This is a genomic window from Cognatundibacterium squillarum (assembly GCF_014652435.1).
Classification (GTDB): Bacteria; Pseudomonadota; Gammaproteobacteria; order Burkholderiales; family Burkholderiaceae_D; genus Undibacterium; species Undibacterium squillarum.
In genome coordinates, this window is sequence record NZ_BMYU01000007.1 from 1 (window position 1) to 16,488 (window position 16,488).

18 protein-coding genes, 3 tRNA genes and 1 riboswitch are annotated in these 16,488 nt (G+C 52.9%); of the genes, 8 read left to right on the forward strand and 13 right to left on the reverse strand.

Annotation, left to right across the window (positions count from 1 at the left end; translation table 11 throughout):
- From IE092_RS13435 to IE092_RS13455, 5 genes are all read right to left on the reverse strand, one after another.
- Nucleotides 1–101, reverse strand: a 101-nt coding sequence (locus IE092_RS13435) for a GTP-binding protein (RefSeq protein ID WP_029951219.1), incomplete at its 3' end; no start/stop codon positions are given.
- A 75-nt stretch (nucleotides 102–176) separates the two neighbouring features.
- Nucleotides 177–251 (reverse strand) — tRNA-Thr (locus IE092_RS13440).
- Between the two features lie 22 nt (nucleotides 252–273).
- A tRNA-Gly gene (locus IE092_RS13445) sits at nucleotides 274–347 on the reverse strand.
- Nucleotides 348–381: 34 nt separating this feature from the next.
- A tRNA-Tyr gene (locus tag IE092_RS13450) sits at nucleotides 382–466 on the reverse strand.
- Nucleotides 467–605: 139 nt separating this feature from the next.
- Nucleotides 606–1,358, reverse strand: coding sequence for an MgtC/SapB family protein (locus IE092_RS13455; protein WP_229793172.1), 753 nt, complete (start codon nucleotides 1,356–1,358; stop codon nucleotides 606–608).
- A 167-nt stretch (nucleotides 1,359–1,525) separates the two neighbouring features.
- A riboswitch (yybP-ykoY riboswitch) is annotated at nucleotides 1,526–1,699 on the forward strand.
- Between the two features lie 25 nt (nucleotides 1,700–1,724).
- Here IE092_RS13455 and IE092_RS13460 point away from each other — a divergent pair.
- The 3 genes from IE092_RS13460 to IE092_RS13470 are packed head-to-tail and all read left to right on the forward strand — an operon-like array spanning nucleotide 1,725 to nucleotide 3,423.
- A complete protein-coding gene (locus IE092_RS13460) occupies nucleotides 1,725–2,294 on the forward strand; it encodes a TMEM165/GDT1 family protein (RefSeq protein ID WP_189357719.1) in 570 nt (189 codons plus the stop codon).
- 5 nt (nucleotides 2,295–2,299) lie between these two features.
- Nucleotides 2,300–2,665 carry an arsenate reductase family protein gene (locus IE092_RS13465; RefSeq protein WP_189357720.1) on the forward strand — a complete coding sequence of 122 codons (366 nt, stop codon included), beginning with the start codon at nucleotides 2,300–2,302 and terminating at the stop codon, nucleotides 2,663–2,665.
- The gene (locus IE092_RS13470) at nucleotides 2,662–3,423 is read left to right on the forward strand and encodes a hypothetical protein (protein ID WP_189357721.1); all 762 of its coding nucleotides are present in this window, start codon (nucleotides 2,662–2,664) and stop codon (nucleotides 3,421–3,423) included. Before IE092_RS13465 ends, IE092_RS13470 begins: the two co-directional genes overlap by 4 nt.
- Here the strand turns inward: IE092_RS13470 and IE092_RS13475 are convergent.
- The 5 genes from IE092_RS13475 to IE092_RS13495 form a co-directional block, all read right to left on the reverse strand.
- A complete protein-coding gene (locus IE092_RS13475; protein ID WP_189357722.1) occupies nucleotides 3,416–4,069 on the reverse strand; it encodes a LysE family transporter in 654 nt (217 codons plus the stop codon). The genes IE092_RS13470 and IE092_RS13475 overlap by 8 nt on opposite strands.
- A gap of 17 nt (nucleotides 4,070–4,086) precedes the next feature.
- Nucleotides 4,087–5,598, reverse strand: a complete 1,512-nt coding sequence (locus IE092_RS13480; protein WP_189357723.1) for an HDOD domain-containing protein — start codon at nucleotides 5,596–5,598, stop codon at nucleotides 4,087–4,089.
- A 7-nt stretch (nucleotides 5,599–5,605) separates the two neighbouring features.
- Entirely contained in the window at nucleotides 5,606–7,231 is a 1,626-nt protein-coding gene (locus tag IE092_RS13485; protein ID WP_189357724.1) for a tetratricopeptide repeat protein, read from the reverse strand.
- 164 nt (nucleotides 7,232–7,395) lie between these two features.
- Nucleotides 7,396–7,593, reverse strand: coding sequence for a DUF2905 domain-containing protein (locus IE092_RS13490; RefSeq protein ID WP_189357725.1), 198 nt, complete (start codon nucleotides 7,591–7,593; stop codon nucleotides 7,396–7,398).
- Nucleotides 7,594–7,683: 90 nt separating this feature from the next.
- Nucleotides 7,684–8,850: a class I SAM-dependent methyltransferase gene (locus tag IE092_RS13495; protein ID WP_189357726.1), complete on the reverse strand. Its 1,167-nt coding sequence runs from the start codon at nucleotides 8,848–8,850 to the stop codon at nucleotides 7,684–7,686.
- Between the two features lie 44 nt (nucleotides 8,851–8,894).
- On the opposite strand from IE092_RS13495, the gene IE092_RS13500 reads away from it, so the two are divergent.
- The 4 genes from IE092_RS13500 (at nucleotide 8,895) to IE092_RS13515 (ending at nucleotide 12,219) form a co-directional block, all read left to right on the forward strand.
- Nucleotides 8,895–9,701, forward strand: coding sequence for an SDR family oxidoreductase (locus tag IE092_RS13500; protein WP_189357727.1), 807 nt, complete (start codon nucleotides 8,895–8,897; stop codon nucleotides 9,699–9,701).
- Between the two features lie 7 nt (nucleotides 9,702–9,708).
- A complete protein-coding gene (locus IE092_RS13505) occupies nucleotides 9,709–10,104 on the forward strand; it encodes a dihydroneopterin aldolase (protein ID WP_189357728.1) in 396 nt (131 codons plus the stop codon).
- Nucleotides 10,105–10,111: 7 nt separating this feature from the next.
- Nucleotides 10,112–11,056 carry a tRNA 2-thiocytidine(32) synthetase TtcA gene (ttcA, locus tag IE092_RS13510; protein ID WP_189357729.1) on the forward strand — a complete coding sequence of 315 codons (945 nt, stop codon included), beginning with the start codon at nucleotides 10,112–10,114 and terminating at the stop codon, nucleotides 11,054–11,056.
- A 437-nt stretch (nucleotides 11,057–11,493) separates the two neighbouring features.
- Nucleotides 11,494–12,219, forward strand: a complete 726-nt coding sequence (locus IE092_RS13515) for a helix-turn-helix transcriptional regulator (protein ID WP_189357730.1) — start codon at nucleotides 11,494–11,496, stop codon at nucleotides 12,217–12,219.
- A 237-nt stretch (nucleotides 12,220–12,456) separates the two neighbouring features.
- Here the strand turns inward: IE092_RS13515 and IE092_RS13520 are convergent, their stop codons facing one another.
- Complete coding sequence (locus IE092_RS13520; RefSeq protein ID WP_189357731.1) at nucleotides 12,457–12,732, reverse strand: helix-turn-helix domain-containing protein; 276 nt, start codon at nucleotides 12,730–12,732, stop codon at nucleotides 12,457–12,459.
- A gap of 222 nt (nucleotides 12,733–12,954) precedes the next feature.
- Between IE092_RS13520 and IE092_RS13525 the strand changes: the two genes are divergently transcribed.
- Nucleotides 12,955–13,662 carry a DUF6445 family protein gene (locus IE092_RS13525; RefSeq protein WP_189357732.1) on the forward strand — a complete coding sequence of 236 codons (708 nt, stop codon included), beginning with the start codon at nucleotides 12,955–12,957 and terminating at the stop codon, nucleotides 13,660–13,662.
- Between the two features lie 110 nt (nucleotides 13,663–13,772).
- Here IE092_RS13525 and fahA read toward each other — a convergent pair whose 3' ends face one another.
- Both fahA and hmgA read right to left on the reverse strand, forming a co-directional pair.
- The gene (fahA, locus tag IE092_RS13530; RefSeq protein ID WP_189357733.1) at nucleotides 13,773–15,107 is read right to left on the reverse strand and encodes a fumarylacetoacetase; all 1,335 of its coding nucleotides are present in this window, start codon (nucleotides 15,105–15,107) and stop codon (nucleotides 13,773–13,775) included.
- Nucleotides 15,108–16,415, reverse strand: a complete 1,308-nt coding sequence (hmgA, locus tag IE092_RS13535) for a homogentisate 1,2-dioxygenase (protein ID WP_189357734.1) — start codon at nucleotides 16,413–16,415, stop codon at nucleotides 15,108–15,110. It abuts the gene before it with no gap.
- Nucleotides 16,416–16,488: the final 73 nt, after the last annotated feature.

Below are 16,488 nucleotides of genomic sequence, written 5' to 3' on the forward strand. Positions count from 1 at the left end.
GTTGCGATCGCTGCTGTCAGAGTAGTTTTACCGTGGTCAACGTGACCAATTGTACCGACGTTCACGTGCGGCTTGGTACGTTCAAACTTACCTTTTGCCATTTTGGACTCCTAACGATTTTTACGAGAATACTCAGGACGCGCCCGACGTTTTCAGACTAGATAACACCAGTTTTATGGTGCCCTTGACGTGGATTGAACACGTGGCCTCTCCCTTACCAAGGGAGTGCTCTACCACTGAGCTACAAGGGCAGCATGTTGACCAAGTAAATACTGGAGCGGGTGAAGGGAATCGAACCCTCGTCTTAAGCTTGGAAGGCTTCAGCTCTACCATTGAGCTACACCCGCAGGGGCTACCACTTCAGCCGCAAATTCTTTATTCTGGTGGAGAGGGCTGGATTCGAACCAGCGTACTCAAAGAGGGCAGATTTACAGTCTGCTGCCATTAACCACTCGGCCACCTCTCCGCAGAAGAGCCCCGAATTATAGAGATCGTTTCGGGACCTGTCAAGAACTTTTTCACCGAAGCGTTAAGTGTAGACTTTGACGCTTAAAACCAGAGGGCTGATGAATCGAATCAGCCTAGCTGTGAAAGGTGAGACTATATCAGTTTTTTGCGTGATTGAGTTGAAAAGATTCAACGCCGTTAAAACACCGGAATTCTTCTGCGAGCTGACTGACTGGCATTGCACGATGCCGGTCAGCAGCAACCGCTACAAACCGCCATTCAATTCTACCGTCCTGCATACTGATAGAAAGTGTATTCCCCGCTACCTGGTAACCGCGCTGCTGCGCAAGTGCATGCAGCGCACCTTCTTCCGGCTGAAAATCTTTAGCAAAGCGCAACATCACCGCAACGGCTGCCTGGGAGGGCAGCCACACTTCCAGTTTGTGAACCCACACCATACAGGCAGCACTCAGCCCTGCCAGCAAAATTGCCGCAGCATAAAAGCCGATGCCGACCAAAATACCGATTGCAGACGACGCCCATACAGACGCCGCGGTGGTCAGCCCGCTGATCGTGAAACCCTCCTTCATAATCACGCCGGCACCCAGAAAACCTATGCCAGTCAGAATCCCCTGAATAGTTCTGGAAGGATCCGGTACCACTGTCCCCGCAGCACGTGCACCAAACCAGAAATCTGGATAACCCGCAATCACTACGACTGCTGCCGATGCCATACAAACCAGTCCATAAGTTCGCATGCCGGCCGCACGCCCATGATAAGAACGCTCATACCCGACAACAAAGCCGAGCAGCATAGCACCGACGATATTAAGAAAAATAATAAGATTTGCATGCAATTCCTCAGGCGACCAGAAGCTGAGAAAGTGATCCATATAAAAGCTTGTGTCCATGCCAGTATCCGATAGGTGATCGATGTTTCAGCAAGCATAGTGAGGCTGAGATCGCTCTGCAATAGTCCGATTGCGGAAAGATGCATGGCTGATAGCCAACTACTGTCGCTGCGCAGTCCACAGCTTTTTTCTTACTGACAGAATTCGGTTTGACGTTATAATGCGCGCACTCTTTCACTGGGGAGTAGCCGGCCGCTCTGCGGGCGTTGCATCAACATACTTGGCTGCCTGCCATGGTGCAACGAATAAGTAATGCTCTGCGTTGTTATTTGGCAAGACCACTGATTGAGCGTGCACTCCTGATCCGGGATGGGGTCGTGCGCGCTCGTCACTGGTTAATCTGACCCCGTCCCCATTACAATGACCATGGAAGCATTTCTGATCTCCGCAATGGCGGTTACCGTTGGTGAAATCGGTGACAAAACGCAATTACTCGCACTGCTGCTTGCCGCGCGCTTTAAAAAGCCAGCACCGATTATTCTTGGCATTCTGGTCGCCACACTGGCAAACCATGCGCTTGCAGGTTGGCTTGGCCATTTTATTGCGGGCGCAATTCCCGCACACTGGCTGCGCATCGCACTCGGCATCTCGTTTCTGGGCATTGCTGCGTGGACGCTGAAACCGGATGACATGGATGATGCCGGCCTCGGCGACAGCCGGTATGGCGTATTTATGCTGACCTGCATTACGTTCTTCCTTGCAGAAATCGGCGATAAGACCCAGCTTGCCACGGTTGCACTGGCAGCCCGCTTTCAGGATTTATTACCCGTTGTCGCTGGAACCACGCTGGGCATGCTGATCGCAGACGTTCCTGCAGTATTTCTCGGAAAAACAGCATCTCCGCATTTTCCGTTTAAACTGGTGCGCTGGATCGCAGCTTCCGTATTTGCCATTCTCGGTCTGCTGGTTCTGAGCGGACTGCAACTTCCCTTTTAAATGCTATGACAATTACGATTTACCATAATCCGCGCTGCTCCAAGTCGCGCGAAACACTGGCGCTGGCAGAAGCGATCGCCTCAAACCAACAACGTCAGCTGACCGTTGTTGAATATCTGAAGCAGCCGCTGAATGCAGAAGAATTACAGCAACTGTGGCAGCAAACCGGCGAACCGCTGGACGCATTCGTCCGGAGTGGTGAAGAGGAGTTCGCAGCGGCGGGACTCAGTCTGACCGACTCCGGCGCAGTCTTTGCGGCAATGGCAAAAATACCCAAACTGATGCAGCGACCTGTCGTTGTGGCTGACGGTCGCGCGGTGATTTGCCGTCCGCCTGAAAAAATTCACTCCCTGTTCACGGAGCAAGCATGAGCACTCAACAACTCGGTGCCGGTAGCGTAGTCCGGTTTGGCTGCACAACCAGACAGCTGGCTGCAATTCTTGAAAACGGCATTCCTTCCACCGAAGGCGGCATTCCGGTCGGCGAACTGATGGCCTATCATGCTGCGGCCATGGCTTTCTATCATGACACGCTGGCATCCCATGCAGCACATGAAGACACGCTGAAACAGTTCGCGGATTTTTTGCAGGCACAGCCGGGCAAAGTGCCAGGCATGGATCTGCGGTCTGCCGCAGAACTGGCCAGTCTGCCTGTCGTGCTGGATATTCGCCTGGAAGAAGCTTGCGATGTCAGCGCTGATACGCACTTTGTCCCTGAAGGTCCGGCAGAACAGAGCTGGAAGCAATGGTTCAGCGTGCGCTTATTGCGTGAAGGCGGCATTCCGGCCAGCTGGATACAGGAAATCCGCTTCCCGCGTCTGATCGGCTTCCGAGATCTGGAACAAAAGCGCAGCAGCCGCGCCGCAGAACAGACTGCTGATGCAGCGCTAATGGTGGGTGGCCTGATGCAGTACTGGCACAAAGATGCGCCGATGGGGCTGATGAAAGCGTTTTATCAGCAACACCGCCGCACCGGATTTTCACAATCACTACCAGCCAGCGCGGACGGCTTACAAAAAATTCTGCAACTTGAAGCAGTACGTGAACCAGCAACTTTACTGCTGAATCAGATTTGCCTGTGGCAGGACTTACAGGCAATGTGCGCACGTCAGCGTATCAGCCTCAGCTGACCGCTGCCGTTGCCGGCGTGCGGCGTACAAATAACAGCGCCGCACCGATTGCCATCAGCAGCCCGCCGAATACCTGATTCTGGCGGCGCTGCCACGAGGGATCACGCAATAAGCGCTGCATTGCCGAAGCTGCCGCTGCGTAGCTGTGCATCACAATCAAATCCACCGTACACATCGTGATTGCCAGAATCAGCAGTTGCGGCAATAACGCTTCCTGCTGCGAAATAAACTGCGGCAATACCGCCACCATGAAAATAATCCCTTTCGGATTGGTTGTATTGGTCAGAAAGCCTGTCATGAAGCGGCGTTTCACACTCGGAATGTGCGCCGCCTGCCCGGTTTCGGCATTGATTGCCGGACCTGCTTCAGAACGCCACTGAGACCAGCCGAGATAAATCAGATAGCAGGCACCGACAACTTTAATCACATTAAAAGCGAATGCTGATGCAATCAGCAGGGAACCAACGCCCGCGCCGGCAATTGCCAGTATCAGCAGCAAACCTGCCTGCAAGCCGAGAATCGTGACACTGGCGCGTTTTACGCCGTAATTCAGGCCGTGCGACATGGATAACACGGCACCCGAACCGGGCGAAATCGCTATGACCCAGGCGGCCACCATAAATGCAAACCAGTTCGTCAGATTCATTGCACTTCCCATATCAGTTAAGTATCTGTCCCCGGAACTAATAACTGCAGCATACGTTGCCGCAGCATATTCATCAGCTCAGACTCGTCCGCAGTATACCCTTCTCCCGCACTACGCTCACGCTCTGCAAAAATCAGACCAAATCGCTTTTCCGCCCGTACCAAAGGCATCAGCAGCATACTTCGTGTATCCGGATAGCGTTGCCCCAGCCATTCCGGTAACCGGTCGCTGATACGCGAATCCAGCGTGTCAGCGACCACGATATCCAGATTTTTTTGCAGCGCAAGAACAAAAATATCGTTGCTGCCGCTGATCGGCTGACGCCATTCCGGCATAGCACTGCCAATTGACATGACGCTGATCCAGCGCTGATTAGAATGATCGTAAAGTAACAGCGAAATCGTACGGAAACCGAGCGCACTATACAGAACTTCCAGCATAGGAATAATACGGTCATTCAAGGGGGATACAGCGGACGAAGCTGAATTCCGGAGCTCTTGTAATCCTGCGAGCAACAATTGCCGCGCGGCAAATGGTTTGCCGCTGGGATAGTGCTGCACCGAACCTGCAGTCCTTGCCGGCTGCAGCAAAAAATCATCCCCCAAATGAGTATGACCTGTATCTGCAGGATGTGTGGTATTACTCTGCCAGCCCAAGCCCGTCATCAGTGCATGTATTTCATGCTGCACGTTCTGAACCAGCTTATGCAGTGCAGCGTCATTGATATCCAGTGCAGCAGAAAATCGTTTACAACAGTCTGACTGCACTTTTTGTGACGCCGTTCCCTGAACCATGATCGCAGGAACCAGTTCGGTGGCGAATGTCACCATCTGACGCAGCCACTCAGAACGGCTGGCTGCTTTCGCCTGCACACCGGAGGTGCAAGGCTGGGTTGCCTGTATGATCAGCTCGGGAATTTTCCAGTGCTGCAACACACTAACAGTCAGTCTTTCGACTGACACCCCCAGAAGATCTTCAGCCTGCTGGCGCACCGCCGGATCTCCGGGTCGGGATTGCAGCAGCGTATGCAGTGCGGGCTCAAAAACAGCAATCAACAGCGAACCGGTATTCCTGAATAAAGCAGCAACAGCAGCTTCTTCCAGCTGCTGAGGTGAAAAACGAGCAGTCATGTTCCGAACGACCAGACTGGCACACAATGCCTGCAGTAATTGTCCGCGCACGGCTTCGCTGGCAGAAACCGAACGCAGCTTCTCAGCCATCAGTATCGCCATTGCGCTGGTTTTCACCAGATCAAAGCCCAGCAACATCACAGACCGGGATATTGTCGTGACCTGACTCCCGGCACGACTGCGATACTCGACAGTATTGGCAATACCCAGAATTTTCTGAGTCAGCCCTGCATCGGCCAGAATAAAACGGGTCAGCTCACTGACGGAGTCATCGGAAGAAGACGCAATCGCAATGACCTGACTGATGGCAGTACCCAGCGCTGGCAAAGCTTCACCACTTTCCAGGCTGTTTAAAATGGCCTCTGCGCGATGTGCGCTTGCGTGAAGAGTGGTAATCATGTGAGCTTCAGTTGCGACCGCGTGCACTCAGTCCGTATTTGCGTTGCAGCTCTTCGTAGAGTGTACGGATTGCTTTCAGACGCGGATTCATCGGATCAAGACGTCGTGCGGCATCAATCAACTCACGTGCGTGCTCGCCGGTAACATTATCCCAGCCCATGTTTTCAATACATTTCAATGTCGCCAGCGCTGCATTCAGTACCACTTGCGGATTGTCCGGTGATTTCTTCGCCGCAGCCAGCATCAGATCTACCGACCCACGGAAATCGCCCTGCTTCGCTTTCTGTACACCCTGCGCCACCAGCTCCATCACTTCGCGTTGACTGCGCTGCGCCAGCTCACGCGCGATATGGCCTTTACCTGCAGATTCAAAAACACCGATTGCCTTAGACAGCATGCGCTGATTACTGGCGTTTTTCATCACATCCAGAATCACTTCGGAAGCATGATCGTCTTTATCATGATCAAGACAGGTTTTTGCCAGCCCGAGCTTGGCACCGGTGGATAAGCCAATATCTTCACGCGCGGCGTTAATTGCATTGTTAATCTCGTCATGCACGCGTTCATCACCAGTTTTGGAATGCACCAGTGCGGATGAGATTGCACGGCAGGCCTCGGTTTTTTTCAGGCCAGCCATACTTCGCTCCATTTCACGGATCACGGTTTTAGCCTGATTGGTATCACCTTTCTTGACCAGCGCATCAACCAGATTCAGATGATCTTCAGGATCGCGGAATTCAGAAAAACGGGCGCGGCTGACCACTTTTTTGAACGCATCTTCTGCACTCGCAATATCGCCGGACTCCATCGCGATTTTGCCCAGCTGACGGATACGGCGAACGCCGTGCGGTGACACCGCCACCGCAGCATCCAGCACTTCTTTCGCCTGCGGCAACTGATCCATCATTTCATGGGTCTTGGCCAGCAAATCATATGCGTCCATATACTGCTTATTTTCTGCCAGCAGACTCTTCAGAATTTGTTCTGCTTCCTGATACTTACCCTGCATGAACAGCGTTTTTGCCAGTCCGAGGCGCGCCCACGCGACAGCTTTCAGTTCGAACAAATGCTGATACAGTACTTCTGCCTCGGCAGCTTCACCCAGCACCACGTGCAATTCGGCGCGCAGGCGCATAAAGTCAACGGCATAACGCGGATAATCACGCTCACCATGATGGCAGGCTTGCAGCGCTTCGGTCACTGCACCGTTTTCCATATGCGTGAAAACTTCAACGAAAGCTTTGCGTTTTTCCAGTGCCTTCAGCACGCGATCCAGCAAGGTATCGGCGGTAAATGGTTTCAGCAGGTAATCCGAAGGAGCGAGTTCGGCGGCACTGACGACTTTGGCGTAAGCGCGTTCTGCCGTTACCATAATAAAAATTGTCGACAAGGGTGCAAGCTTGTGGTGACGCACATCTTCCAGTAATTGCTGACCATCCTGACCGACGCCCAGGTCGTACTCACACATAATCAGATCAAACACTTTATTCTGAATCGCGCGCACAGCTGTACCTGCTGTCAGTGCATGTTCAATCTTGTTGATACCACACAGATTCAGCATGTTATGCAGGCTGACGCGCATACCCTGATGCGGCTCTACCAGCAGTGCGCGGATATCACTGAGTTCACTCATGTTGACCTTACTCTTGATTCAGACTATTCAGACGACGAAAGCAGCCCGCGATGCGGGCTCTGTTCAGTTTCATTATAGGGAAGTGACGGCACAAACGCGGGATTTCTTGAGTTTGCTTCTGTGAAATAGTGTGCAATTGCTGCGCACACGCAACTCGCTGCTGATTATTTCAGCACTCTGGCGACGAGTAAGACAAACAGGCAGACCAGAATGGTCGAGGCGAACGGAAACACGAACTGGCGTCCGAACAGGCGAAAACGCAGGTCGCCGGGCAGGCGGCCTATGCCCAGCTTTTCCAGCCACGGCAAGGCGCTGGAGAAGACAACCACCACCAGAAAAATCGTTAAAAACCAGCGAAACACAGATACCCCCCTGCCTTTTTGAAGAAATCGCCCTGACGTCGAGAGAATACGCGGGGGTTTTCAGATACCCCCCGGGGTATTTTTGAGGCCTCAGAGGCGGTGTGAGCGGTCCTGCAGCTGTAACAGCGGTGGCAGATCAGCGCCGGTGCCGATGATCAGCACCTTGAACAATTCACCCATTTCCGCCGGCGAAGTCAGTTTTTGCAGCGCCTGTGATTGTGGCAGATAACTCAGCGCATCTTCTGCTGAGGTGCGCGACAGCAGATCCGTGATGCCGGCGCCGAGCAGGAAAGCCGCCTGAGAATTGTAAAACTGCACCTGCGCCCCCTGTTGCGAGGCAGCGACCGCCATCGCGGTAAAGTCCACGTGCGCCGTAACATCCTGCAAACCGGGCAGATAGAACGGTTCCGGATGTGCGTGATGACGGTAATGGCACATCAGCGTACCCTGATCGCGTTCAGGATGGTAATACTCACGTTCCGGAAAACCGTAATCGATCAGCACCGCCACGCCGTGCGAACCGGTTTGCTGCTGCCCGTTGATCAGCATCTGCGACAGACTGCGCATAAAACCGCAGGCCACCGGATGCAGTTCGGTCAGATAGCCATCCGCTAACTGTTCGTGATCTGACATTTGTTCCAGCCATTCGGCGGAAACCTGCGGGCCGTTCTGCCAGCAAAATGCGCCATCCTCCGCCAGCGCCACACCGCGTTCGCGCCAGACGCCATTGTCACGCTGCACCAGATTCACCGGCATCGCATCCAGCACTTCGTTGCCCAGTACCAGTCCGGAAAACGCTTCCGGCATCTGATCCAGCCAGACCACTTCCGGAAACGCCGCCAGCGTTTCGCGTTGTCTCGCCTGCAACTCGCCGGACAAATCGACGATCGCATAACGGCGTACCGCGATACCGGCAGCGCGGCATTCTGTCAGGAAATCCTTCGCCAGTTTGCCCGTACCGGCACCGAACTCCATGACTTCCGGTGCGATCCCCGGCAATAACTGTGCATACAGACGCGCCAGCGTGCCACCAAACAGCGGCGAAATCTCCGGTGCCGTTGTAAAATCACCGTCTTTGCCTAATTTAGTCGCACCGCCGCTGTAATAACCGAGCTGCGGGGTATACAGCAGCTTTTCCATAAACTGCGAAAACGGGATCCAGCCCTGTTCAGCCACCGCTGCCCGCAGTTGCTGAGTCAGTGCTTCAGATGCTGCCAGCGCCTCAGGCGCCGGAATGGGTAAAGATAATTTTTGCATCCCGGCATTGTATTAAAAACCCTACCTCTGCGTGAACTTTTTCCATGAACCAGTCTGCTTCTGCCTCTGTTGAGAGACTCGCCCTGATCACCGGGGCTGCCCGGCGTATCGGCCGCGAAATCGCTTTGCATCTGGCCCGTCAGGGCTGGAACATTGCTGTGCACTGCCATCATTCCCGTGCTGAAGCGGAACAGACGGCACAGGAAATCCGTGCGCTGGGTCGTAAAGCAGAAATATTTTGCTGCGATCTGGCCGATGAAGCGGCCGTGCGCGCTTTGTTACCGGCAGTGAATGCGGCGATGGGAACGGTGGAATGCGTGGTGAATAATGCCTCGCTGTTCAGTGAAGACCACGTATACAGTTTCAGCTACACCATGCTGAACCAGCATATGCATGCGAATCTCGGCGCACCGTTATTGCTGGCACAAGCCTTACACGCACAGTTACCTGAGGGACAGCAGGGGTCGGTAATTAATCTGCTGGATCAGAAATTATTTAACCTGAATCCGGACTTTCTGTCGTACACCCTGTCCAAAGCGGCGCTGCAAACTGCAACCGTGATGCTGGCACAGGCACTGGCACCGAAAATACGTGTGGTCGGCGTGGCACCGGGAATCACCATGGTGTCCGGCCATCAGACCGAAGCCGATTTCGCCGCTGCCCATCAGGTCACACCGCTCGGTCGCTCGAGTACACCACAGGATATCGCCCGTACCGTCGCATTTGTTGCCGACAGTCCGGCCATGACCGGCACTACTTTGCTGGTCGATGGCGGGCAGCACCTGATTCCTTTGCAGCGCGATGTCATGTATCTGGCGACTGCAAACCAATCTCAACTTTCTTCTGAATGAGTTTCTTATGTTATCCGTCCTGCACCATCCGCAACTGACCGGTTGCCGCCGTCTGTTTTTGCGTAATTATGAAATCTATATCAATATCGGTGTGCACGATTTTGAGAAAAAAGGCGAACAGCGCGTACTGATTAATGTTGATCTGTACATTCCGCTGGAGTTATCAACACCGAAAGAAGATCAGCTGGATGAAGTGGTGGATTACGATTTCATGCGCGGCACGATCGCCCAACGCGTTTCGCAAGGCCATATTCATTTGCAGGAAACCCTGTGTGATGACGTTGCACGTATGATGCTGGCGCATCCGCGTGTCCGTGCAGTCTGCGTTTCCACCATGAAGCCGGACGTATATCCGGATTGCGACGGTGTCGGCGTTGAAGTGTTCCACGTTAAAGAAGCCTGAGGTTGTGATGCAAGCTTTACATGAAACATTGCAGGATGCAGCACCCGTGGAAGGTACTTCCACAAGCAGCGGACGCTCGCCGGAAAAAATCGCTTACGAAAACAATAAACTGCACAAGCGTTTATGCCGTCAGGTAGGTCAGGCCATCGGCGACTTCAATATGATTGAAGATGGCGACAAGGTCATGGTGTGTTTGTCCGGCGGTAAGGACAGCTATGCCTTACTGGATATTCTGCTGACGCTGCGTGAACGCGCACCGATCAAGTTCGATATCGTTGCAGTCAATCTGGATCAGAAGCAGCCGGGTTTCCCGGAAGATGTGCTGCCGGCGTATCTGGAAAAAATCGGTGTGCCGTATCACATCGAAAATCAGGATACCTACAGCATCGTCAAACGACTGGTACCGGAGGGAAAAACCACTTGCTCGCTGTGCTCACGCCTGCGTCGCGGCATTCTGTACCGTGTGGCTGACGAACTGGGCGCAACCAAAATCGCGCTTGGACATCATCGCGACGATATTCTGGAAACCTTTTTCCTGAATATGTTCTTCGGCGGCAAAATCAAAGGCATGCCACCGAAACTGCAGTCCGATGATGGCCGCCATATCGTGATCCGTCCACTGGCGTATGTCAAAGAAGCAGATACCGAGCGTTTTGCCGAAGTGCGTCAGTTCCCGATTATTCCTTGCAATCTTTGTGGTTCACAGGAAAATCTGCAGCGTAAACACGTGAAAGCCATGCTGCGTGACTGGGAGAAAAAACATCCGGGTCGCGTTGACCATATTTTCTCAGCTTTATCGACCGTTGTTCCATCGCATCTGATGGACAGAAATATGTTCAATTTCAGCGATCTGAAAATTGACGGTGTCGCCAAACCGGACGGCGATATCGCATTTGATGAAGAACCATGCAGCACACCGGCAGCCGGTGTGATCCAGATGCATCTGGAATAAACATTCAAGAGTGCAGCAATCCTGCTGCACTCTTTTCTGGCATATCTGGCGCAATCAAATTAAGTCTTTTTTGTGCCACCCCTCCTCACCGTTTTATTCGGACACGTATTTTTCTGAATTCAACACAATAAGCGAAAACAGCGTTACCACAGGGTATGCATTTCGCATATTAATTTAATTTTTACATGTAAAAACCGACTTAAATCAAAGTCTCCGGTACCGGAACCCCGCCCATTCATTAATATATGTATAATATACATACAATTACCGGAAACGTTTCTTCCTGGTTCAGCGTTTCCGATTCTGCTTTCATCTATTGAGATCCTGCTTCTGCCCGGCTCGTCTGCATCAGCATTATCCCACTCCGCCACAACCCGGTGCGCCGCTGATGCAACAGACCGGCGACAGACACTCAGCCTTATTGGGTATTTGCATCTATGAATATGACTTCAGGTTCAGCGCTGTTCGATACATTGTTGCAGGTACATACCGAAACAGACTGGCTGAATACCTGCATTGCAATCAGTCGGGAACTTGGTTTTCCGTATTTCCTGTTTGGCTATCTGCCACATAAACTGACGCCGCTGACCGATGCGAAAGTGCTGGGAAATATGCCGGATGCCTGGCTGCACACTTATCTGACAGAGCAATGTAAAGAAACTGACCCTGTCTTACAGCACTGTGCACGCCATCAGCGTCCGTTTTTCTGGGCAGAAGAGTACTTTGCCGATATTCAGGCACAGGCAACCTATGCCTGTGCCGCCGGGTATGATCTGAAATACGGGCTTGCGCTGCCGGGTCGCGGTCAGGATGCAGAGGTCAGCATCATGCTGCTGTTATCGCCGGATCCTGCACGGCATCCTGCCACACTGGGGGCGCAGCAAATCGGACAATTGTGTCTGTTCCGGGATTTTGCGATGGATGCACTCAGACCGCTGCTATTACCACCTGAAATCTTACCGGTGAAACTGACGCCACGGGAAATCGAATGCCTGATCTGGGCTGCGCGCGGAAAATCATCATGGGAAATTGCTCAGATATTGTCATGCGCGGAAACAACCATTAATTTTCATATTAACAATGCCAAGCAAAAATTTGGTGTGACTAGCCGGCAGCAAGCTGTTATCCGTGCTATCCGTGGGGGCTGGATTGCGATTAACTGAATCTGGCACCGTACCGTTTGCAGATTGCATTACAGATACTCCTGAATCCGGAATGATATAAACGAATACAGTTTCAGCTGAAATCATCAAAACTGATAAAAGAAAAATGGCCAGTCAGATAACTGGCCGTTTTTACGAAAAGTTGCGGATCACCGGAATGTTTCTTGGGGGGTATCACCCCGGCGATCCGCACCGGCAACCATAGGAGAGCAATCCCGGTCACCGGTAAAGCAAACTTCAACACATGATGTGCGGATTGCCACCACGTTTACTGCAGATATCCATTACTTGCTGCAGCAAGTGTTCAGGAACACTACCGCTAACATACAAACTGACCAGCATCGCCACAGACAAGGGGGCACTTCCGGCTTTTTCGATACGACTACCACAGGACTGACTGACACCAAAACGTTGCCAGAACTGCGTTTGAGTTTCACCGCGCTGTAAGCGGAGCTGCCGGAAATTCATGCCTGATAAAGCCGGATTTTTTTCTGGATGAGAGAAGTCTTTCATGAGAATTCCATATCGCAATAGCAGATAACCGGATTCTTACATTGTTAAATAATATTGAATACTGGTATTTCTGATAGGTAATATTTTTATATATGCGGAATTCAAAATCGAAAACAAATGAATGCATCACTTCGCAGGATTACAACGTCATTCCACAAAAAAAATGACGGTTGGTACTGGCATTTGCTACTGTGGTGACTTTCCTTTTTTTGGTTTTGCATCATGCTGCCTCTACCTGCGCCGGGCCAGCCATTGCCCGCGATTCCCCACACTGCACCGACGCTAACCTACGAACCGCTGGAAGCCGGTAAAAATTTCTGGATCATTGATGATGTCCTGCCCAATGCAGAAGAAGTCAGTGCGCGCTGTTTCGCAAGAGAGAAATGGGAACTGGGTAAACCGTATGCACCAGAAAGCTGGCCGGGTATGCGTTTTCACGGTGCACTGTTACCGGAAGAACTGGCCGCGCTGGAAGCCAGAGTTCGTGAACTGACCGGTAAGCCACGCTTGTGGATGGTGCAGCCACCCGGCGGCTTACGACTGGACAGCAATGTAGCGCAGCTGGTCGGAAAAACTGAAGGCATGCCGCATCCGCATACCGACAGCCGCCATTTATGCCGCTATGCGGCAGTGATTTATCTGAGCAAAAACCCTGCTCCCGACAGCGGCACCAGCTTCTGTCGCCTGCGTTATCCGAACGGTGCGATCGGCGGCAATATCGTGACTGATCCGCATAAAAATCTGGTCGATGCATTAAAAGTACGCGCCCTGCCTATGCAGGCGTGGTACGAGGATATGCGGGTACAGAATGTGTTCAACCGCATGATTCTGTATAAAGCAAATCTGGTGCACAGTGCGACCGGTTACTTCGGTGATGCGATGCCGGATCGCCGCCTGACTGCGGTATTTTTCTGGATGGCAGACGATTAATCAGCAGCCTGCGTCAGGAATACGCGACAAAAACAAAAATCCCTGCCGTCTTACGACCGCAGGGATTTTTTACATACGTTGTTGATGCAGCAGTACTTGTTACTGCGAACTCAGATCTGACGTGCTGGCAGCAAAGTACCCGCGACTTCACCAAAACCGATACGCGGTGCGCCTTCTTTGTGCGCCCAGCCACGCAGAATCACGGTGTCACCGTCTTCCATAAACACGCGCTGTTCACCATTGCTCAGCTGCAGTGGTTTTTTGCCGCCTTCGGTCAGTTCCAGCAGGGAACCTGCCTCTTCCGGTGCCGGACCGGACTGTGTTCCGGAACCAAGCAGATCGCCGGCGTGCAGATTACAACCGTTGACCGTGTGGTGCGCAACCATTTGCGATACCGTCCAGTAAGAATGACGGAAGTTCGACAGGGACAGACGTTCTGCGGCAGTGCCTGCTGTTTTCATCGCCGGTGTCTGTAACAGCACTTCCAGCTGAATATCGAAAGAACCGGACGCACGCACGCTTTCACCGTCCAGATACGGCAGAGGTTGCGGATCGGCTGCATCGCGATGCCATGCCAGACGATATGGTGCCAGCGCTTCCAGTGTGACGATCCACGGGGAAATCGTCGTCGCAAAGTTTTTCGCGAGGAAAGGGCCGAGCGGCTGGTATTCCCAGGCTTGCATATCACGTGCAGACCAGTCATTCAGCAGACACAGACCGAATACATGGGATTCAGCCTGTTCGACCGGAATGGCTGTACCCAGTGCATTGCCCTGACCGATGAAAATACCCAGTTCCAGTTCGTAGTCCATGCGTTTTGCAGGGCCAAATACCGGCTCTTCCACTGTGGGTGGTTTGGTCTGGCCGAGAGGACGGTGAAATTCCTGACCGGAAACACCGATAGAAGAAGCACGACCGTGGTAACCAATCGGTACCCATTTGTAGTTAGGCAGCAAAGGATTGTCCGGACGGAACAGCTTACCAACAGCCGTAGCGTGATGAATCGAGGTATAGAAATCAGTGTAATCGCCGATATGCGCAGGCAATGCATATTCTGCCTGTGCCTGCGGCAACAGGCAGGCATGCAGCGTGCCTTGCAGCGCAGAACCTTCACGCAGTACGCGTGACAAGGCCAGACGCAGTGCTGACCAGACCGGTGCCCCCAGACCCATTAAACCATTCAGGGTTTGCGCATTCACCGCGGCGGTAAAGTGGCCGCCCTGCAGTTCGGTGTAACCCGCAAACGCATGCACTGCATGCGCTGCCGGCAAATCCAGAATCTGATCGCCGATCGCCACACCGATACGGTAGGGCTGATGGCTGCCTTTACGGCGGAATACCGCAAACGGCAGATTCTGAATCGGGAAATCACAGTTCAGCTGGTTCGCAGACTGTACCCAGCTGCGCAGTTGCAGATCGTGTGTTTCGTTGAGTTGTACCGTCATTTATTTTTGCTCCGGATTGAAATACTTTTTGATACCTTGCCAGCACTGATAATAATCGGCCTGCAGCAACGGTGTTTCCATGGCTGCGCGGGTCGGTTTGATGATCTGGCGGGTTTCGATCATAAACGCCATCGTATCAGAGACCTTTTGCGGGGTGGAAGTATCGATGTTACTGGCTTTCTCAAAAGTCGGTGCATCCGGGCCGTGGCCACTCATGCAATTGTGCAGACTGGAGCCGCCCGGACGGAAGCCGGTGGACTTCGCATCATACTGACCGTGAATCAGCCCCATAAATTCGCTGGCGATATTGCGATGGAACCATGGCGGGCGGAAAGTGTTTTCACCGGCCAGCCAGCGTGGCGGGAAAATCACAAAGTCGATGGTATCCACGCCCGGTGTATCGCTGGGCGATTGCAGTACCAGGAAAATCGACGGATCAGGATGGTCATAGCTGATCGAGCCGATGGTGTTGAAGTGACGCAGATCGTATTTGTACGGTGCGAAATTGCCATGCCATGCGACCACATCCAGCGGCGAATGGCCGATTTTTGCCGACCACAGATTGCCGCTGAATTTGGCAACCAGTTCAAAGTCGCCTTCTTTGTCTTCATACCAGGCCACCGGTGTCTGGAAATCGCGCGGATTGGCCAGGCCGTTAGAACCGATCACGCCCAGATCCGGCAGTTTCAGCATCGCGCCGAAGTTTTCGCAGACATAACCACGTGCTTCGCCGTCCGGCAGACGCACCTGAAAACGCACGCCGCGCGGTATCACCGCGATTTCCTGCGGTTCGATCAGCAGGCGACCGAGTTCTGTCAGCAACAGCAAACGGCCTTGTTGCGGGATGATCAGCAATTCAGCATCGGCGTTGTAGTAATAGCGGGTTTCCATGTCGCGGTTGGCCGCGTACAGATGGATTGCACAGCCGCCCTGCGCGTCTGCAGAACCATTACCGGCCATGGTGAACCAGCCATCCACAAAGTCTTTGGACTCTGCAGGCATCGGCAACGGGTCCCAGCGTAACTGATTCGGTGTAGACGGTACCTGTGCGAAATCATTGCTCATCTGACCATTGCTGATCTGACGGAAAGGCTGATGCATGGCAGCAGGACGGATGCGGTACATCCAGGAACGGCGGTTAGCGTGGCGCGGTGCGGTGAATGCGGTGCCGGAAATCTGCTCGGCATACAAGCCGTAAGCGCATTTCTGTGGCGAATTCTGATGCTCAGGCAGTGCGCCCGGCAAGGCTTCGGTTGCCAGTTCATTGGCAAAACCGGTCATGTATTGCAGATGTTCTGGTGTTCCCATGGTGGTCTCCTTGTGCAGAATGTTCTGATATCCAGCGCAATGTAATGCAAGCCCGCAATTTTTACGATATAAA